We start from the raw sequence: 19,752 nt of genomic DNA, 5'->3' as shown, positions 1-19,752 counted from the left end.
TCATGGCTGCTAGAAGTGCTAAACCGACTATTTATCTTCCTGTTGAAATTAAGGCGCGAGAGCTTAAGGCTAAGGTGTTGCTGAGTGTTCTTGCTACTCGGGCGGGATTTCGTGTTTACCTTGGTACTAAGCGGTCAATTGATCGATTGGTTTTGAGGAAGTCTTCTAGAGACGGTATTTATTTTTACAAAGGTGGTAAGCCTTTGTCGGTGCTGGAAGAAATTAAGAAGAAAGTTGACTCTTTTGTTGTGCTTGATGAAGAAATGGGTCCTGCTATTCATGATCTTGAGATGTATTGCAGGCGCCGCATCTATCCAGGTACTGAGCACTTGATTGATGGCGTTTTTGTTATTGGTGATGGTCATAAACAGAAACTTGAATTGGTGCGTCCTCAGCTTTTAGGGCGTATTTTTGCATCAGGATGGCCGAGAGTTGATTTGTGGCGTCCTGAGTTCAAATTTCAGTATTTCCATAGCGTAGAGTCTATTCGTTCTCGTTTTGGTAATTTCATCTTGTTTTCGTCTGATTTTGGCTTCTTGTCAGAGGAGAAAATTCATTCTGAGATTGAGCGCTTGCAGTCTATTGCTACGTCTGAAGCTGATTTGGAGAGCTTTAGTCAGTTGGCTTGGGCTGCTTTTAAAGACTTTAAGGATTTTCTCGATTTAATGAGGCGTGTGGATGCTGATGACGCCTTTCCGCCTTTGGTAATAAGACCTCATCCTGCGGAAGACTTATCTATTTGGGATTCGGCGCTGTCTGAGTTAAAGAAGGTGAAAGTGGTTTATGAGGGTGAGATAAGTCCTTGGTTGTATGCATCTTCTGGTCTTTTGCATCGGGGTTGTACTACTGCGGTGCAAGCCTGCGTGGCTGGTATTCCATCTGTTTATTTGTTGGGCAAGAACTCCAAACCTAAGAGCGAAAGCTTTACGTATAAAGTTTCTACTCCGGTTTCTTCTTATGAAGACCTTTTGGCTGAATGCGATCTTATGTTTTCGGGGGAGGCAAGGATAAATGAACTTGATCTTTCTGATGTCATATCTGTCGATAGTGAGTTGGCCTCGTCAAAAATACTAAGCCAACTTCAGCAATTGGAAACTACCCCTGCGTACGCTTTTAATATCGGATTTTTTTTAAAGAAATTTCGCATGTTAATTGGCTACTTGAATGAGTATCGCGAAATGAAGGGCTGGGGTTTGGAGAGGGATAAACTGGCTAAGGCTAAGCGTAAAATGCTGGGCGGTATACATGAGTTTGAAATTGCCGATGCTGTATTTTGCTTGTTTCCAGATTTTTCTGGGACCGTCATTGAGCGAGATTTTAACTTAGTCGAGATAGATGTTTGAGCTGGTCTTGAGGGGTCAATGTGCTTAGAAATATTAGTATTTCAGTTGTTATCCCCACCTGTGACCGTGGCGCTCTGTTGCAGCGTTCGCTGGACTGCGTATTGACGCAGAGCGTAGCCGCGACGGAAATCATTCTGGTCGACAATGGCCGTGAGGATGCCTGTACTCAGGGGCTGGATCCGCGGGTGCGGGTGTTGCGCACGGCGCCGCGCATCGGCCCGGGGCGGGCGCGCAATGTAGGGGCGCAGGCAGCAACCAGCGAGTTGGTGGCGTTCCTCGATGATGATGATCTGTGGCAAGCCGATTATCTGGAACGGGTGCTGGAGCGCTTCCAGGCAAGTGCCGCCGATGCGGTGTTAGCCCGTTTGCTGCGTCAGGCCGAGGGCGCCGTGGCGCAGCCATACAAGTTGCTACCCAATGATGCCGAGGCGCAGCGCCAGGTGTTCTGGTGTAACCCGGGCTTTGGCGGGCAAAACCTGACGATTCGCCGTGATGTGTTCCTGGCCTTTGCTGGTTTCGATGAGAGCATGCCAGCCTCTGAGGACCGTGACCTGGCCGCTCGCCTATTGCTTGCCGGTAAGCGCCTGGTGGCCGAACCGCAGGCGGTGGCTATTCTTTGCGACCACCAGGGGGGGCGGGCGCGGCACAGCCTGCTCAGGGGCAACTGGGCCTTCTTTCGTAAGCACTGGCGCAATATGCGCCCTATTGAGCTGTATCGGGCACTGAAAGTGCTGATCAAGCGGCGGCTGCTGTTGGCTCTTGGCCGCTGACGGGGATTTTTATGAAGCGCTATTTCGAGAATCTGTGCGTACGCGCCGGTCGCCGTTTACAGGCCCTGGGGCAACAGCGCGCCTTGCGTAGCTTCCCCGGTAGCATCCGCGTGGCTGGCATGCAGATTACGGGACTCAGGCCTTTGGGCGGCTTTCAGCAGCCGGGTGTGACCAAGGCTGGTCGTCTGTCCTTTGCCGGCTATTGCGAGGGGCGCAAGGTTAAGGTCTATAGCGCCTATGGACCGGCGCAGATTGCCTTGCGCCAGGCCGTGCAGGGGCTGGATCTGGATGGCTGTGGCTTTACCGAGTTACTGGCTGTGGACGATGAGTTGGTAGTGGAAGCCTGGGTTGAAGGGTGCAGTGTGACGCAGCTGCCCGGCGATCAGCAGTTGGCCGCAGCCGAGCGCGTGCGCCAGTTGCTGCATGAGCTGCATCACGGCAAGGCATCGCTGGCACTGGCGACTGCGCACGATCAGGCCTTCTGTTACCTGCAGGATTATCTGCTGGTACGCCTCGGCGTATGGCGGCATTGGAGCCTGGTGGCCGATTTTCTCCAGCAATGGCAGGCCCGCTATGCCGAGCTCGGTGAGCGGCTGCCGGTGCGCTTGAGTCACCCCGACCTATCGGCGGCCAACCTGGTGCTGGAGCAGGGCAGCGGACGATTGCTGATCATCGATAACGAGCTGCTGGGGGTTGGCCGTGGCTGGATACTCGATGGGCGCAATTCATTGCTGCATGCTGATCTATGCAACGAGGGTGGGCAGCCGGTGCCGGATGATTTTGTGCAGATGACCTGGCGTTTGCGGCAGCTCGGTTCGGCGCTGGATGCCAATGATTTCTCCCGGGCCCAGGCGCTTTGCCAGGCCTGATGGGGCTGGGTCTCAGATAAGGAATGTGTGAATGATAAAGGCCCTGCGTGCCTGGCTGGTGCAACAGCTGCGCGACCCTCTACGCCAGCAGTTGGCCGAGCAGCTGCTGCTGGAGGTCCCACCTGCTGCCGTTGCCGATTACGCCTTACCTCCTTATGTGCGGCACAAGCGGGTGAATCACCCTTTGCTCAAGCGTGTGTGGCGCAAGAACCCGCTGTACCGCTGGGTGGCGGCCCGTGCGCCATTGCTCCTGCCTGGGGATTGGGATATCGAGACCAAGCCTTTTCGGCAGATGCCTACCTATGTCTTTCTGGCTGATTTGCAGGCTTGCGCCTTTGACTACCGGCGCACGGCCTATTTCCAGCAGTTGCTGGGTGAGCTGCATGCGGGTCGAGTGCGCGCCTACAAGGCGTTGCAGCTGGACTCTGAAGAGGCGCTGGAGCGGTTGTTCCAGGGTTATGTGCAGGTGTTCAGGAGCATGTCTGCCGATGGCTACCGGCCTGAGAAGGCGGTGGACGCCATTTGCGTGATGGTGGGGCGCGATGGACGGCTGATCAAGGAGGAGAAGGGCCGGCACCGCCTGGCTATTGCCCAGTTGGTTGGCGTACCCAAGGTGCCGGTGTTGATTCGGCATATCCATCCGGGTTGGCTGGCTTCTTTGGGTGAGGATGCTGCTCGGCCGTCGGCTGCTGCGGTTCGTCGGGCGCTGCAGGCGTTATCACTTGAGTGAGAAGCGAATGAAGGCCTGGCTGCGAACATGGCGCGACCGCCTGCGGGTGCTGGCGATGAGTGCCAGCCATGCGCTGCGCGCAAGGTTGTTAGGCACTCAGAGCCTACAGGCGTTGCGGGTGCCCAATCTGCTGCTGCCCGCGGTGATTTATATCGACCCAAGCCGCGTGGAGTGGTCCGCCAGTGTGGCAGTCAAGCCAGACCGTGGTAATGCGCTGTTCCATCCCGGAGATTGGGATCTCGCAGTCCGCCCGATGCAGGACGTGGAGGTGCAAGACCCCAAATACACCACCTGTCGACAATTGCTGGAAGGACTCTGCCCCGAGGCAACTGATGAATATCAACTGATCATGCAGGCCGTGGTGCAGCAAGGCAGTTATCGCGGCTGTAGCAGTGCCGAGGATGTGCAGGCACATCTCCAGGCGCGCAAGCGTTTCTACCAGCTCATGGCTGAAAAAGGCTACAAGAGTCAGCGTGAGTTGGGGGGGAGCGCTTATGCCGGTGAAATTCAGTGTGCCTTGGACCGTGAGGGGCGGCTGATCAAGATCAACGCCGGCAATCATCGTTTTGCCGCCGCCCGGCAACTGGGTATCGCGCGTATCCCTGTGCATCTGTGCCTGATTCATGATGTGCACCGCGAATCGCTGGAGGCAGCAGGTGGCCTGGCAGCTCTACGTGCGTTTATTTCTGAGGTAGAGAAACGCTATGGCGGTTAGGGCGAGGTCAATACCTGTGTGCTCGCTGTTGCGCTGTTTAGGTGCGACAGGCTGTCTGGGTTAACATAGCCGACCTTTGCGGCCTGCCAGCTAAAAGTAGGGGCATGGGCTTCCTATGCCGCCCTCAGCTATCCATTTTTTAAGGGTTTAGGAGTTTATGGGGCTCTCGGTTCTACTGTCGGTGTATATCAAGGAAAAGCCGGATTACCTGCGGGCCTGTTTTGATAGCCTGTTGGCCCAGAGTCAACCGGCCGATCAGGTGGTGCTGGTGGAGGATGGCCCCCTGACCGGGGCGCTGCTGCAGGTTATCGACGACTATGCTGCTCGCCTGCCGCTGGTGCGGGTACGTCTTGAGCAGAACCAGGGGCTGGCGCGGGCGCTTAATCATGGCCTACAACACTGCAGTCATGACCTAGTGGCGCGTATGGATACCGATGATGTGGCCTTGCCTCAGCGGTTCGAACGGCAGTTGGCCTATATGGCTGCGCATCCTGACGTAGATGTGGCCAGCGCCTGGATCGAAGAGCGTAATCAGGGCATGGAGCAGGTCTTCCATCTGAAGAAACTGCCCGAACACCATGAGCAATTGAAGGGTTTTGCCAAGAAGCGCAGCCCATTCAGTCATCCGGTGACGATTTTCCGCAAGCAAGCTGTGCTGGATGTTGGCGGTTATCCTCAGGTGTTTCCTGAGGATTATGGGTTGTGGAGTCTGATGCTGGTCAGAGGCTATCGTTTCGGCAATATCCCTGAGGTTTTGCTGTATATGCGTACCGATGAGGATTTTATTGCTCGCCGCGGCCTGACTTTCTTCAAGGGTGAAATAGGTCTACTGCGCTTTCAGCGGCAAATCGGCTTTCTCAGCCCCTTGGAGTATTGGCTCAATCTCGGCTTGCGTGCGGCTATTCGCTTGCCTCCGCCTGCTGTCAGGCGTTTTCTCTATCGTTATTCACGATGACTGCTAAAGATGAGGGTGCAATGATTCTGGTCACCGGCGGTGCCGGTTATATCGGCTCCCATGCTGTTGTTGAGTTGCTGGAGGCTGGTCATCAGGTTCTGGTCCTGGACAACCTGGGCAATAGCAAACAGGAGTCGCTGCGGCGAATCGAGCGCTTGACCGGCAAAGCCTGTGTTTTTGTCGAGGGAGATGTGCGGGATCAAACTCTGCTCGAGGCGTTGTTTAGCCGCTACCCGATTTCGGCAGTGTTGCACTTCGCCGGCCTGAAAGCCGTAGGAGAGAGCGTGAGCCAGCCTTTGCGCTACTACGATAACAACCTGGGCGGAACCCTGGCGCTGTGCCGGGCGATGGCTGCTGCCGGGGTGTTTCGTCTGGTTTTCAGCTCCTCAGCTACGGTGTATGGCGAGCCCGAGCAAATGCCAATAGCCGAGTCTTGCCCCACTGGTATGCCCACCAACCCTTATGGCCGCTCGAAGCTGATGGTTGAACAGGTGTTGGCTGATATGGCGGCTGCAGATGAACGCTGGTCGGTGGCAATCCTGCGTTATTTCAATCCTGTGGGGGCCCATGCAAGTGGCATGATCGGTGAAGATCCCAAGGGTATTCCCAATAATTTACTGCCTTATATCAGTCAGGTGGCGATCGGCAAGTTGAGTGAGCTGGCGGTATTTGGCAATGATTACCCAACCCCAGACGGCACAGGGATGCGCGATTACATTCATGTTGTGGACTTGGTCAAAGGGCATCTGGCTGCCCTGGATTACTTGGCTAGGGAGCAGGGTGTTCACGTCTGGAATCTGGGTACGGGGGTGGGGTATTCGGTGTTACAGATGATTCGTGCCTTCGAGCAGGCCAGTGGTTGCCCGATACCTTTCAAGGTGGTGCCGCGACGTGCCGGAGATATTGCCCAGTGCTGGTCCGATCCTGACAAGGCCCGTCGTGAGCTGGGCTGGCGGGCTCAGCTGAGTTTGCAGGATATGATGGCCGACACCTGGCGTTGGCAGTCGAATAACCCTAACGGTCTTGAATAGCGCGCCCTGTCCATGATCTTCAGCCTGCCTAGCAGCTAGCGGGGGCAGCAGAGTTCTGGTTTTAAATCTATGAAGCTTGTTTATCTGGCGCAGTCCGAGGTGCCCTCGCAAACGGCCAACAGTGTGCATGTGATGAAGATGTGCGATGCCTTTGCTGCCCAGGGTGTTGAAACCAGTCTGTGGCTGCCTGGTTGGCAAGCCGAAGTCGATACGACGCAGGCATATGAGTTTTATGGCGTGCAGCGCCGTTTCCAATTGCGCTGGCTACCGGTAGTTCCCTGGCTCAAGTCGTCTTATGCCTATGCGTGGCAGGTGTGGGTGCACTTGGCGCTCGGCAAGGAGCAGGCTGACCTGGTCTTCTCGCGCTCCTTGCTTGGGGCGGCGGCCGCTCTGCTGGCTGGGCGCGAACTGGTTCTGGAAGTGCATGAGCCCATGCGTCATTCCGGACGCTTGCAGGGGCTGATGTTCGACTGGATCGTGCGGCATAAACGCTTCCGCAGGCTGGTCGTCATTACTCATGCGCTCAAGGACTGGCATCTGCAGCATAACTTGCTGCCAGAGGCGCTGATTCTGGTGGCCCCCGATGGTGCGGACGTGCCACCGGAGCTTGAGCCTCAAGTGCTTGGCTCGGGTCAGATACGTTTGCAGCTCGGGTATGTCGGCAGTTTGCATCAGGGTAAAGGCGTGGAGTTGCTGCTGCCGCTGGCTAAAGCGCTACCGGACGTAGATGTGCATGTGGTGGGCGGTTCGGGTGAGCAGTTACAGGCCTGGAAGCGTAAGGCCGAGGGCATTTCCAATGTGCATTTTCATGGCTTCATGAAGCCGGCCCAGGCCCACGGTTTTATGCTCGGCATGGATGCTTTACTTGCGCCCAATCAACGGGTGGTCAAGGGGGTTGGCGGCAGTGATATCGGACGCTGGACATCACCTTTGAAAATCTTCGAGTACATGGCGGCGCGGCGGCCCATTCTTGCATCTGACTTACCCGTGCTAAGAGAGGTGCTGGACGATGGCCGCAATTGCCTGCTGGCTGATGCCGAAAACGTTGAGGCTTGGTGCGCCAATGTGCATCGTCTTCAAGCTGAGGCTGGTCTGGCCGCGCGCCTGGCGGACAACGCGTATGCCGACCTGCAGGGGCGGTTCAGTTGGGCGTGTCGGGCGAAGGGGTTGTTGTCGGCCGTTATGGCTACAGAAGAGCAGGTGAGTTGATGCGCAGCTGGTTGAGAGATCGCCTAGCTTGTGCTGAGGCCCGTGCCAATGCCTGGCTCTTCCTGTATGGCCAGGGTAACCGTGTCGAGAACCTTAGCCGGCTGCGTGTTCCCAATGCCGTGCTATTGCCTTGTATCTTTATTGATCCGATGAAGATTGAGTACAAGTGCAATATCCGTGGTGAGGCCCAGGCTCGGCGTACGCTGTTTCGTGATGGCGACTGGGATGTGCGGCGCAAGAGCTTTGCCGAAGTCGATTCCACTGATCCACGCTACATCAGTTGTGCCGAGTTGCTGGGGAGCATGCCGGTGGAGCAGACCTTGGAGTTTCAGCTGTTGCAGGAGCGTTTGCTGCAGCGCGGTGAAGCCCGAGGTATGAGGACGCTTGAACAACTTCGCGATTACTTGCAGGCCGTGCGTGGCCTGTATAGACAGGTGGCAGCGGATGGGCGTTTACGTACCCAGGATGAGTTGGGCCTCTGCCGCTACGGTGGTGAGATAAACTGTGCCGTCGGGCGTGATGGTCAGTTACTCAAGACTGATGATGGCAATCATCGCTTTGCCTTGGCCCGTCATCTGAAATTGCAAGAGGTACCTGTGCAGATTTCCGTCATACACAGCGCTTGCCATAGGCATCTGCCTGTATCGGACAAGGGGAGCTCTGCAGTCAATGCCTTTCTGAAGCAGCTTCAGGAGCGTTACGCTTAGCCGTTTATCGGCTGACTTGGGATGTGCCTGCATTACAGGGGCGTCAACTCAGTGCCATTACTTATCAGGGAGCCGTATCAGGCAATGCGCATTTTTTTGCTGTTCTATCTTCGCGATCTGTTTAACTTCTGCCGATTTGGTTTCAACTCGCCAAGGGCGTTGGCACTGATGTTCGTCGACCCACGAGCCATCCAGCTTGTGCAGGCCCAGCGTCTGCACAAGCGTAAAGATGCCGGGCGGGTTGTGGCCGGGGATTGGGATAGGTGTGTTGAACCGTTAGCGGCTATGGATAAACACCGGGTGATTTACCAGAAGGTCAAGCAGAACCTGTCCTGGGAAGAAGCGGGCATTTTTGAAATTTACAAGGACACGCAGAAGTATCCTTTGCAGGAGAATATTGCCCGGCACAACAAACTTTCCGAATTGATCGAGTATTTGCGCCAGGGCGGAAAATTCCTGACCCGGCGGGAGATCCAACCAGGTAATTTTCGAGAAGATGGTGGGGTGTTGGTACATGTGGGGCGTGAGGGGGAGTTGATCTTCTCTGGTAATGGCTACCATCGCCTGGCCATAGCGCAGGCCCTGGAACTGCCCTCTATCCCGGTTGCATTGGGCGTGGTGCACGCCGAGGCCGTGAGGTCGGGCAAGCTCCGTGAGCTTATGCAGCACCCTCGTGCCTGAACAAACGGCGCTGTGGATGTGTAGCGCTTATAAGGCTGTAAACAGGTTCTTGGGCTAGGTGCCGCCCTTACGCTGAGATGGAGTGCTAATGGAAGTTCGCGGAGAGAGTGCCGCTGAGGTGCTTGGCCTGCTTGATGCTATTGAGCAGGAAGTAGCCAGTATTACGCCGGTTGAGCGCCTGCGCACCGCCTATATGCATGCTGAGGGATGGGTGCATATTGGTGCTCACCTTGCCTGGCTTGCGGATATCCAAGTATGGAAGGCGGCTATCAGAATCGCACTGCAAGGTAGCCCGGTTACTGCTTTCAAGCATCTGTTAGGTGGCTGCGTAGTCGGGCGTACGCGGGTGCAGGCGAGCAGTATCAATATCAAGAATAATATCCTGGCGCTTTATCCTGACCTTGGTCTGGTGTGCAAGGTGCACCGCAGTCAAGGGGTGCGTGATCACCAGGCGTTGTTCAACGAGTACCAGACTCTGCAGATGCTTTCGACCATCGATGGAGTAAATGCACCCCGCCCGCTGGAATTCAATGATCGCTATGCCCCCGCATTATTGATGAGCTTTCAGGCCGGCTGTGGCCCCACACGTGGGCATTGGGAAGAAGCTGCGCTCGCCTTTGCCCAGCAGTTGTTTAGTGTTTATGAGCATGTAGGGGTTGAGGTTTCATGCCTGAGAGATGATGCGGTTTATGCCCGTTATCTGGATGGTGGGATGCAGTATTTGCAGGGGCAGGGCTGGACCGCTGATGAGGCCGAACTTATTTGCGGTGTGCTGGCCAGGTATGCGGATGAGCCTGTATTGAGTTCACGAATTCATGGTGATGCAGGGTTAGGTAATACATTGCAGGCTGCTGATGGTCAGCTGCAGATACTGGATTGGGAGTTAAGTCGTTCGGGGCTGATTGCGCACGATATGTGCAAGCTGATCGCTGATTGTGAGGTGGTGCGCCCGGTTTATGTTTCTTGGCGTGCAAGTTATTTGCAGAGCGGTGAGGCGGGGACTCTAAGAGAGTTGGCCGTGGTCGATTTGTTAATTCGTTTGGACCTTCATGACGCCCGCGATTATTTTGTTCAGCGTTCCGCCGGAGACCTGGCTTATGTTGATATGAAGTTGGGGTTGATTCGGACGCGAGTGCGGCAGTTATGTGAGGGGCTTGGCTAGCCTGTGATCCTGTTCTAGGTGCTTTTGACAAGTGGTGTCGTGGGTCTTGAGCCTTGTTCTGCGAGGGGGCTTTAGCATTTCTTGATGGCTAATTTTGTGTGCTACGAAGTTCCCAGTATATTTTTTACAATAGCGAGTATTTATGAAGTTTCGCTCTGATATTAATGGGTTGCGTGCTGTAGCCGTCTTGGTTGTGGTGTTCTTTCATTTTGCCGTACCAGGGTTCACTGGTGGCTTTGTGGGAGTGGACGTTTTTTTTGTGATTTCCGGCTATTTGATGGCGCAGATCATCTGTAGCCGCTGCGAGCAGGGCAGTTTTTCCTTCTATGACTTTTATATGGCGCGGGTGCGGAGGATTTTTCCTGCTTTAATCGCGATGTTGGCGGTGGTTCTGGTTTTCGCAGGTTTTGTTCTGCTGCCTACAGAGTACAAGACGCTTGGGCAGCATGCGCTTGCCTCTATTGGGGTGGTCTCCAATATTGTCTACTGGCGTGAGTCGGGCTATTTCGATGAGGGCGCTCTGGATAAATGGTTGCTGCATACTTGGTCGCTTTCTGTTGAATGGCAGTTCTATCTTGTTATTCCGCTGGTATTGGTACTGGCATTGCGCTGGTGTCAGGGGCATTACCTCAAGCCTTTGCTGTGGTTCGGTTTTCTCAGCTCTCTTGCCTTGTGTGGTTTGGCGCCGGTGCGCTATGAAACAGCTGCCTTTTATCTACTGCCAGCCCGGGCCTGGGAGTTTCTTCTGGGTGCTTTGCTGTATGTCTATGCGCTTCGTTTACAGTGGCTGCAGCGTCCGTCTTTCCTGTATCTAGGGCTTGTACTGATTTTACTTTCCAGTGGATTGTATTCGGAGGCCTTGGTCTATCCGTCTTTCTGGCCCTTGCTCCCGACCCTGGGAGCGGCTTTAGTGATCGGCTCGGCTGCGTCATCACTAGTGCTGGATAACCGGGTTATGCAATTTCTCGGTAAAACCTCCTATTCACTGTATCTCTGGCATTGGCCAGTGCTGATCGCCGCTGCGCACTTTGGATTTGAATTAGGAGGGCTGGCGCCGCTCTGGTTATTCGTCATTTCATTGTTTCTGGCTTGGTTGTCCTTTTATTTTGTTGAGGAGTGGGTGCGGAACGGGGGGCGGCGGACGCCTGGGGGGCGGGTGCGCTTTGGGCGCGACGGGGGCGTGCTGGTCTGTGCAGGGATGATTGGCCTAGCTGGGGCTTTGGTGTATCTGAGCGAAGGGCTGCCGATGCGCCTGCCGACGCAGATCGTGGTGATCGCCGAAGAGGCGGAGAGTAAGAATCCTCGGCGCGAAGAGTGCTTCCGGCCAGGTAAGCGTCTGGAGTATCCAGAGTGCCGTCTTGGCGTCTCTACACAGGAGCCAGCCTTGGTGTTTTGGGGGGATTCGCATTCCGATGCGACCTTTACCGGGTTTGCCGAGGCTGTCGAGCAGGCCGGGCAGAGTGCTATCTACTACGGGCGTTCCGGCTGTGGACCCACCTTGTCGATGAGTTTGGTCGAATTGGATGATGAGCGGGACCTGGCCGAGTGCCTGGAGTACAACCAGGGAGCGTTTGATCGTATTGCAGGCAACGTTGCAATTACCGATGTCTATCTCGTTGCACGCTGGTCGGCGGAGAAGTATGCCCAGGGGCATGCTGACTTCTCAGGACTTATGTGCAGATTGAGCGAAGCTGGAAAGCGTGTACATGTCATGGCGCCCGTGCCTGTTTATGCCGTGGAAGTGCCTGACTATCTAGCCCGTGGGTTGATGCGTGGGCAATCACTGAGCGAACTTTTAGAGCCTCTGGTGCAGTCCCCGGCTGAGTATCGCCAGAAACAGGCCTTTGCCTTTGCGCAGTTTGGTGACGCTGAACGTTGTGCGGTTCAAGTGCTCGATCCATTGCCGCACCTCTGCCCGCAGGGGCGCTGCCTGCCAGTGAGGGATGGGCTGCCTATCTACTTTGACGGTGGTCATCTGAGTGAGCGAGGTTCGAAACTGTTGACTCCGATGTTTTTGCAATCCATCACGGCTGCTGGAGATGCGCCTTGATCATTCTCTATGTGGTGTCGACGCTTGAGCGTTGCGGGCCAACCAATCAGCTGTTTGGCATCGTGAAAAACCTTGATCGTCAGCAGTTCACCCCGGTGGTGTTGACCCTTTCGCCTGAGGGGCATGATTCACGTTGGGAGGATTTTGTTGCCCTGGGTGTTGATGTCCAGACGTTAGGGCTGGGGCGCGCGGAGGGGCTGTTAAAGGGCGCAGTGGTGCTGCGCAAGCGTGTTGCTTCAATTGCGCCGGATCTGTTGCATACCCAGGGGCTTCGTGCCGACAGCATGTGTGTGCGTTTGTTTGCTGGGCATATTCCTCAGGTAGCGACCCTACGTAATTATCCGTTCAAAGACTACGTGATGTCTTTCGGGTTTCTTCAGGGGCAGCTCATGGCGCGATGGCATTTGCATCATCTGCGCCAGGTATCGGCAGTTGCATTGGTTTCCAATGCCATCAAAGCCATGGTCGGTGTGCGATTGCCGCATGCGCGGGTGGTGCAGAATGGTGTCGATATGGACCGCTATCGTGTTTTGACTTTGGCGGACAAGGCGCGCATGCGGGAAACTCTTGGGTTGCCTGCCCAGGTGAGGGTGTTCATGTCGGCAGGGCTTCTCGATCAGCGTAAGGATCCGCAGACCCTTGTCGAGGGTTTTCTTGCTGCTGCTCGTGAAGATGATCTGTTACTGATGCTCGGCGATGGTGTGTTGCGTGAGAGCCTACAGGCCCGGTATGAGGGCTGTAAGCAGGTACGGTTTCTTGGCCATGTTGGTAATGTTCAGGCTTTCTTGCAATCTAGCGATTACTTCATTTCCACCTCCCTGGCTGAGGGGCTGCCCAACTCCGTACTGGAAGCGCTTGCCTGCGGCTTGCCGTGTCTGTTGAGTGATATTGCCGAACATGGCGAAATCATTGGCAAGACGCCATTGGCTCATCTGTTGTTCAAGGTCGCTGATGTCGAAGCGTTGGCTCAATGTCTGCGGGCCCTGTGCGATACCCGTTATGAGGCTGAGCGTGCTGCAGCCGTGGAGATTATCAAGGCAGGATTCAGTGCTGCCCGCATGTCTAAGCACTATCAATACCTCTATAGGGAATTACTGGCTTAGGGGTGCGTTTAGCCTGCTATGGGTCATGGTTCCTACGTTCACTGTTGGGGCAGCGCTGGTACTGTGCACGCCTAGCCACCTTGCCGGGCACGCTCCCCAGTGGTCTGCTGTGGTATCTTTGCAGCATTTTTCAGTTGGGATGAAGCCTCTATGAATATCACTGTCTTCGGCACTGGTTATGTTGGACTGGTCACCGGGGCTTGCCTGGCCGATGTTGGTCATCAGGTCATGTGTGTGGATGTCGATCAGGCCAAGATCGAGGGGCTTAAACAGGGCATCTTACCGATTTACGAGCCCGGCCTGGATACCATGGTGCTGCGCAATCACGCCGAAGGGCGTTTGCGATTTACCACCGATGCCGCCCAGGGCGTGGCGTTCGGTGAGGTGCAGTTTATTGCGGTGGGAACGCCACCGGATGAGGATGGCTCTGCCGATCTTAAGTATGTGTTGGCCGTGGCGACCACCATTGCGACCCATATGACGGGTTACAAGGTGGTAGTGGACAAGTCGACAGTGCCTGTGGGGACAGCTGACAAGGTCAAGGCCACCATCACTCAGGTGTTGGAGCAGCGTGGCCTGAGTTTGCCGTTTGATGTGTGCTCCAACCCGGAGTTCCTCAAGGAGGGTGCGGCGATTGAGGACTTTACAAAGGGCGCCCGTATCGTTGTAGGCACTGACAGTGAAGCCGTGTGTACGCGCATGCGCGAGTGTTACGCACCTTATAGCCGTAACCATGACAAGTTGATTTTCATGGATGTGCGCTCTGCCGAACTGACCAAATATGCTGCCAACGCCATGCTGGCGACGAAAATCAGCTTTATGAACGAGATGGCGCAGTTGGCCGAGCGCCTGGGCGCTGATATTGAACATGTACGCCTGGGCATAGGTTCCGACCCGCGCATCGGCTTTCACTTTATTTATCCAGGGTGCGGTTACGGCGGTTCCTGTTTTCCCAAGGATGTCCAGGCGCTGGCACGTACTGCACAGCAGATCGGCTATGAGGCCGAGTTGTTGAATGCCGTGGAGGCGGTCAATGACCGGCAGAAAACCGTACTGTTCAACAAGCTGCATGCTGCTTTCGATGGTCAGTTGGCCGGCAAGACCATCGCCCTGTGGGGCTTGGCCTTCAAGCCTAATACGGACGATATGCGTGAGGCGCCTAGCCGCGAGTTGATGGAGGCACTGTGGGCCAGTGGCGCCAAGGTGCAGGCTTTCGATCCTGAGGCAATGAAGGAAACGGCGCGTATCTATGGTGAGCGTGACGACTTGCGCCTGCTGGGTAGTCGTGAAGAAGCCCTGCAAGGCGCGGACGCACTGGTTATCTGCACGGAATGGAAGCAATTCCGTACTGTCGATTTCTCCTGGCTCAAGGCCCAGTTGAACAGCCCCGTTGTGGTTGACGGGCGTAATCTATTCGACCCTCAGGCAGTCAAGGCTGCAGGGCTGATGTATTACGCCATTGGCCGTGCCGACTCGCTGCGCCCCGTACTCTGAAAGCAGGATAGAAATTATGAAAGTTCTGGTGACGGGCGCTGCAGGTTTTATCGGCTTCCATGTGTGTCGTTATCTGCTTGAGCGTGGTGATGAGGTTGTGGGTATTGATAACCTCAACGACTACTACGAAGTGGAACTCAAGCATGCGCGGCTAGCTGAGTTGGCGCCTTACCCAGCATTTAGCTTTATTCGTATGGATATTGCTGACCGCGAGGCGATGGGTAAGCTCTTTGTACAACAGGGTTTCAATCGGGTGGTGCACCTGGCAGCTCAGGCTGGGGTGCGTTATTCCCTGGAAAACCCTCACGCCTATGCCGACAGCAATCTGGTTGGCTTTCTCAATGTGCTTGAAGGCTGTCGGCAGATGGCGGTCGAGCATCTGGTGTATGCCTCCTCCAGCTCGGTTTATGGGGCTAACGAGAGCATGCCCTTCAGTGTGCATGACAATGTCGACCACCCTGTATCGCTCTACGCCGCGACCAAGAAGGCCAACGAGCTGATGGCTCACGCCTATAGCCACCTGTATGGCCTGCCGACTACCGGACTGCGGTTCTTTACCGTGTACGGTCCCTGGGGGCGTCCGGACATGTCGCCATTCCTTTTTGCCCGGGCAATCCTCGAAGGTAAGCCGCTCAAGGTTTTCAACTATGGTAAGCACCGCCGCGACTTCACCTATATCGACGATATCGTTGAAGGGGTGGTGCATTGTTTGGATCGCGTTGCCTTGCCTAATGTGCAGTGGTCAGGTGCCGAGCCAGATCCCGCCAGCAGCAAAGCACCTTGGCGGGTCTATAACATTGGCAACAGTGAACCAGTGGAATTGTTGACCTATATCGAGTTAATTGAGAAAGCTCTCGGAAAGACCACGATCAAGGAGTTGCTGCCGTTGCAACCCGGCGATGTGGAACATACCTATGCCGATGTGGCTGATTTAGTGCGTGATACGGGCTATACGCCGAAGATGTCGGTTGAACAGGGTATTCAGCAATTCATTGACTGGTATCGGTCTTTTTATCAGTTCTAAGGTCGGTGATCTCTTGGTTTAGGGAGGCGCAAATGCCATATCCGCGTGAGGGGCGCCAGCGCTGTCTGGTTACAGGGGCCAATGGTTTTATTGGTTCGGCACTGATGCAGTACTTGCCGGAGCGCGGAATTGACGTGCGTGGAGTTACTCGTCAACCGGTTGTACCAGCAGGCTGTGTTCGAGTGGCTGATCTTGGGCCAAATACGGACTGGCGTGAAGCGTTGGAAGGCTGTGACCGAGTGATCCACTGCGCAGGCCGTGCGCATGTTCTGAATGAGTCGCTTGCCAATCCTCTACAGGAGCTGCGTAGAGTTAATGTAGAAGGGAGTCTGGCATTGGCCAAGCAAGCACTGGAAATGGGGGTTAGGCGTTTTGTCTTTTTAAGCTCCATTGGTGTAAATGGTGGAAGTGCAGAGGTACCATTCAAAGAGACAGATTTACCCGCTCCCCACACGCCTTATGCACAGTCCAAATTTGAGGCTGAGCAGGCTTTACGAGACTTATTGCATGATCAGCTGATGGAGTTAGTGATCATAAGGCTCCCTTTAGTTTATGCAGCTCATGCACCTGGAAATTTTTCTCGTTTGTTAGCGTTGGTAAACCATAGCGTGCCTTTACCGTTGGCCAGTCTGCAAAACAAACGAAGCATGCTCGCTTTGAGTAATCTTTTGAGTCTTCTTGAGGTATGTTTATATCATCCTGCTGCGGCCAGAGAGTTGTTTTTAGTGGCTGACGGCGACGATGTTTCTACACCGCAGTTGATTCGCTTTCTGGCAGAGGGGATGGGTCGAAAAGCTCGATTATTACCGTTGCCGACGGCTCTGCTTTCTATCGGGGCGCGAATTATTGGGAAGCAGGCTCTCTACACTCAACTGTGCGACTCGTTGCAGATAGATAGTTCGAAGGCGCGGCTTAAACTCGGCTGGAAGCCGCCCTGTCGAGCACATGATGCACTGCTGGACAGTGGTCGTGGCTATTTCAGAGGCAGTTGAGCAATAACGGGTTGTGGATGCGACCTATTTTTGTAAATGATGAATTCCAGTGTGAATAGTTGATGATTCGTTTTCTTGACATTTTATTTTCATTTATTGGCTTAGTTTTGGGCTTTCCGATATTGATGGTGGTCTATTTCTTGGGGCTTCTAGATACCGGTTCGCCGTTGTTTCTTCAGGAACGTGTCGGACGCCATAAACGCCCATTCACCTTGGTTAAATTTCGGACGATGGCTCTGAATACCGAGTCTGTAGCCAGTCATCTGGCGTCAACTGCTTCCATAACGCGAATGGGTGGTTTTTTGCGTCGATCCAAACTGGATGAGTTACCACAGCTATGGAATGTGCTCAAGGGTGAGATGAGCCTAGTTGGACCTCGACCAAACCTATTCAGTCAGCACGACCTTATTGCCGAAAGAGATTCGCGCGGGGTTTATGCTGTCCGACCCGGAATTACTGGGGTTGCTCAAATTAGTCATATTGATATGTCGACACCACAACTGCTGGCAGAAACTGATGCTCAAATGATTTCCTCGATGTCGCTCGTGCTTTACTTCAAGCTGTTGGTGCAGACAGTTCTTGGGAAAGGGAGGGGGGATCGTGTCAAGAATTGATCCACTGTATTTCCTTCGCTCAATTGTGACAGCTCGCGTGCCATTTCATTCTCAGTTTGCAAGGTTGCAACTGATGGTTGTAATGAAATGAAAGAACTTAAACGCATGTTGTTGGCGCTTCCAAGGCGTACGAAGCGTTTGCTTCAGCTACTTGTCGATACCGGGTTAATCTGGCTCGCACTATGGTTTTCATTCGCTATAAGACTCGGCGATTTTTGGGCTGCCGAACCATTCGCCGGACATGCTTGGTTGTTTCTGATCACGCCGGTTATTGCCCTGCCTATCTTCATTTATTTCGGTATGTATCGTGCGGTTATGCGATATGTTGGGTCTGATGCACTGATTTCGATTGCTAAAGCAGTTACCTTGTCTGCCTTGGTCTTGGCCCTTGCTGTTTACTGGTATCGAGGACCTACAGCTTTGGTGCCACGCTCTATGGTTTTCAATTATTGGTGGCTTAGCTTATTGATGCTGGGCGGTTTACGCCTAGCTATGCGTCAGTACTTTATGGGGGGATGGTTTGAGCCCGATAACAAGGTTTTGCATGATGAGCGTGTCGCTTTGCCCAGAGTCGCAATCTATGGTGCAGGAGCGGCTGGGAATCAACTGGTAGCTGCCTTGCGTCTTGGCAGGGCCATGCGGCCTGTGGCGTTTATTGATGATGATCCCGGCATTGCCAATCGCACTATAGCTGGGTTGAGAGTTTATACGGCTAAACATATCCCACAGATGCTTGAGGAGACTGATGCTGACGAAATTCTGTTGGCCATGCCCTCGACGTCGCGCGGCAGGCGCCGGCAGATTCTCGAGGCATTGGAGCCATATCCGCTGCATGTGCGCAGTATTCCCGGTTTTATGGATTTGGCCAGTGGCCGGGTCAAAGTCGAAGATGTTCAGGAAGTGGACATCGCTGATCTGCTCGGGCGTGACCCCGTTCCTCCCAGGCAAGCTCTTTTTGAGCGCTGCATTCGCGCTCAAGTGGTCATGGTTACCGGGGCCGGCGGGTCCATTGGTTCTGAACTGTGCAGGCAGATTCTGGCCAACAAGCCAACAGCGCTTCTTCTGTTCGAGCACAGCGAGTTCAATCTATACAGCATCCACAGCGAGCTTGAGGCTCGTATCAGGCGTGAGTCCTTGCCGGTACGTTTGGTGCCTATTCTAGGGTCTATTCGCAACGCTGACAGGTTATTGGATGTGATGCGCACCTGGCATGTGAATACCGTCTATCACGCGGCGGCCTATAAACATGTGCCGATGGTTGAGCACAATATCGCCGAAGGTGTGTTGAACAACGTGCTGGGTTCGCTTTACACCGCCCAGGCCGCGATCAAGGCCGGGGTAGAGCATTTTGTGCTGATTTCCACTGATAAGGCGGTACGCCCCACGAACGTGATGGGTAGTACCAAGCGCTTGGCTGAGCTGGTATTACAGGCGCTCAGCCGTGAGGTCGCGCCGCACCTATTGCATGATGACCAGCCTGTGCATCAGGTCAACAAGACCCGTTTTACGATGGTCCGTTTCGGTAATGTGCTGGGTTCTTCAGGGTCGGTTATTCCGCTGTTTCATGAGCAGATCCGCCGGGGGGGGCCTGTTACCGTAACGCACCCGAATATCACGCGCTATTTTATGACTATCCCTGAAGCCGCGCAGTTGGTGATTCAGGCTGGTGCTATGGGCGAGGGTGGGGATGTCTTCGTGCTGGATATGGGCGAACCGGTGAAGATTGCCCATCTGGCCGAGAAAATGATTCATCTGAGTGGCCTGAGTGTGCGTTCGGAGCAGAACCCACAAGGTGATATCAGTATTGAGTTCACCGGGCTGCGGCCAGGGGAGAAACTCTATGAGGAGTTGCTGATTGGCGATAATGTCAGCCCGACCGAGCATTCGATGATTATGCGTGCTGATGAGGAGCACTTGTCCTGGAATGCGTTGAAAAAGCTTCTGGATGAGTTGCTGGCGGCAGTACAGCGTGATGACTATGAGCGGGTTCGCCAGCTGCTGCGCGAGGCCGTCAGTGGCTACGCCCCAGAGGGTGAGATTGTTGACTGGATTCATATGCAGCGGCGTATCGAGCCCTGAGGCTGCATTTAAGAGGCGCTGTGCGCATCAGGTTGCGTGGCCAAGATTAGTTGCATAACACTCCCTAAAGGCTTTAAGTGCGGTTCAGGCGGTGATCGCGTCACAAAGTATCCACCGCGTTTGGCAGTTTTGCCGAGGCGATTTGACAGATCAATTTCAGCGTCTAGTTTTTTTCATGCGCGGAGCAGGAAGTCCCGCGCAAGCAATACGACAAAAACTTTGAA

The 19,752-nt window shown here is 54.6% G+C and carries 18 protein-coding genes; all 18 read left to right on the top strand.

What is annotated here, in order from left to right:
* The first annotated feature begins 2 nt into the window (after positions 1-2).
* The 18 genes from GJV18_RS12230 to GJV18_RS12145 all read left to right on the top strand — a co-directional run bounded on the left by GJV18_RS12230 (position 3) and on the right by GJV18_RS12145 (position 19,528).
* A complete protein-coding gene (locus GJV18_RS12230) occupies positions 3-1,343 on the top strand; it encodes a surface carbohydrate biosynthesis protein (RefSeq protein WP_160345785.1) in 1,341 nt (446 codons plus the stop codon).
* Between the two features lie 20 nt (positions 1,344-1,363).
* Positions 1,364-2,113: a glycosyltransferase family 2 protein gene (locus GJV18_RS12225; RefSeq protein ID WP_325065252.1), complete on the top strand. Its 750-nt coding sequence runs from the start codon at positions 1,364-1,366 to the stop codon at positions 2,111-2,113.
* An 11-nt stretch (positions 2,114-2,124) separates the two neighbouring features.
* Positions 2,125-2,982: a hypothetical protein gene (locus GJV18_RS12220; RefSeq protein ID WP_160345782.1), complete on the top strand. Its 858-nt coding sequence runs from the start codon at positions 2,125-2,127 to the stop codon at positions 2,980-2,982.
* Between the two features lie 31 nt (positions 2,983-3,013).
* On the top strand, positions 3,014-3,712 hold the full coding sequence (locus GJV18_RS12215; RefSeq protein ID WP_160345780.1) for a hypothetical protein: 699 nt from the start codon (positions 3,014-3,016) through the stop codon (positions 3,710-3,712).
* A gap of 7 nt (positions 3,713-3,719) precedes the next feature.
* The gene (locus tag GJV18_RS12210; protein WP_160345778.1) at positions 3,720-4,427 is read left to right on the top strand and encodes a ParB N-terminal domain-containing protein; all 708 of its coding nucleotides are present in this window, start codon (positions 3,720-3,722) and stop codon (positions 4,425-4,427) included.
* Positions 4,428-4,584: 157 nt separating this feature from the next.
* Positions 4,585-5,382 (top strand): glycosyltransferase, encoded by a 798-nt coding sequence (locus GJV18_RS12205; RefSeq protein WP_160345776.1) that lies wholly within the window; start codon positions 4,585-4,587, stop codon positions 5,380-5,382.
* A gap of 20 nt (positions 5,383-5,402) precedes the next feature.
* Entirely contained in the window at positions 5,403-6,413 is a 1,011-nt protein-coding gene (gene galE, locus GJV18_RS12200) for a UDP-glucose 4-epimerase GalE (RefSeq protein ID WP_160345774.1), read from the top strand.
* Positions 6,414-6,482: 69 nt separating this feature from the next.
* A complete protein-coding gene (locus GJV18_RS12195) occupies positions 6,483-7,622 on the top strand; it encodes a glycosyltransferase family 4 protein (protein ID WP_160345772.1) in 1,140 nt (379 codons plus the stop codon).
* Entirely contained in the window at positions 7,622-8,329 is a 708-nt protein-coding gene (locus GJV18_RS12190) for a ParB N-terminal domain-containing protein (protein WP_160345770.1), read from the top strand. Before GJV18_RS12195 ends, GJV18_RS12190 begins: the two co-directional genes overlap by 1 nt.
* 84 nt (positions 8,330-8,413) lie before the next feature.
* Positions 8,414-9,010: a hypothetical protein gene (locus GJV18_RS12185; RefSeq protein ID WP_160345768.1), complete on the top strand. Its 597-nt coding sequence runs from the start codon at positions 8,414-8,416 to the stop codon at positions 9,008-9,010.
* 88 nt (positions 9,011-9,098) lie between these two features.
* Positions 9,099-10,172, top strand: coding sequence for a phosphotransferase (locus GJV18_RS12180; RefSeq protein WP_160345766.1), 1,074 nt, complete (start codon positions 9,099-9,101; stop codon positions 10,170-10,172).
* Positions 10,173-10,314: 142 nt separating this feature from the next.
* Complete coding sequence (locus tag GJV18_RS12175) at positions 10,315-12,222, top strand: acyltransferase family protein (RefSeq protein WP_160345764.1); 1,908 nt, start codon at positions 10,315-10,317, stop codon at positions 12,220-12,222.
* Entirely contained in the window at positions 12,219-13,325 is a 1,107-nt protein-coding gene (locus GJV18_RS12170) for a glycosyltransferase (RefSeq protein ID WP_160345762.1), read from the top strand. The genes GJV18_RS12175 and GJV18_RS12170 overlap by 4 nt, the downstream gene beginning before the upstream one ends.
* 150 nt (positions 13,326-13,475) lie before the next feature.
* Positions 13,476-14,819, top strand: a complete 1,344-nt coding sequence (locus GJV18_RS12165; protein WP_160346109.1) for a UDP-glucose dehydrogenase family protein — start codon at positions 13,476-13,478, stop codon at positions 14,817-14,819.
* A gap of 16 nt (positions 14,820-14,835) precedes the next feature.
* Positions 14,836-15,843: an NAD-dependent epimerase gene (locus tag GJV18_RS12160; RefSeq protein ID WP_160345760.1), complete on the top strand. Its 1,008-nt coding sequence runs from the start codon at positions 14,836-14,838 to the stop codon at positions 15,841-15,843.
* A gap of 32 nt (positions 15,844-15,875) precedes the next feature.
* The gene (locus GJV18_RS12155) at positions 15,876-16,835 is read left to right on the top strand and encodes an NAD-dependent epimerase/dehydratase family protein (protein ID WP_160345759.1); all 960 of its coding nucleotides are present in this window, start codon (positions 15,876-15,878) and stop codon (positions 16,833-16,835) included.
* Positions 16,836-16,897: 62 nt separating this feature from the next.
* Entirely contained in the window at positions 16,898-17,449 is a 552-nt protein-coding gene (locus GJV18_RS12150; protein ID WP_160345757.1) for a sugar transferase, read from the top strand.
* An 87-nt stretch (positions 17,450-17,536) separates the two neighbouring features.
* Positions 17,537-19,528 carry a polysaccharide biosynthesis protein gene (locus GJV18_RS12145; protein WP_160345755.1) on the top strand — a complete coding sequence of 664 codons (1,992 nt, stop codon included), beginning with the start codon at positions 17,537-17,539 and terminating at the stop codon, positions 19,526-19,528.
* Positions 19,529-19,752: the final 224 nt, after the last annotated feature.

Source organism: Pseudomonas xionganensis, from assembly GCF_009763245.1.
Lineage (GTDB): Bacteria > Pseudomonadota > Gammaproteobacteria > Pseudomonadales > Pseudomonadaceae > Aquipseudomonas > Aquipseudomonas xionganensis.
Note: the sequence above shows the minus strand (reverse complement) of the source record. Positions and strands in the feature narration are given on the sequence as shown.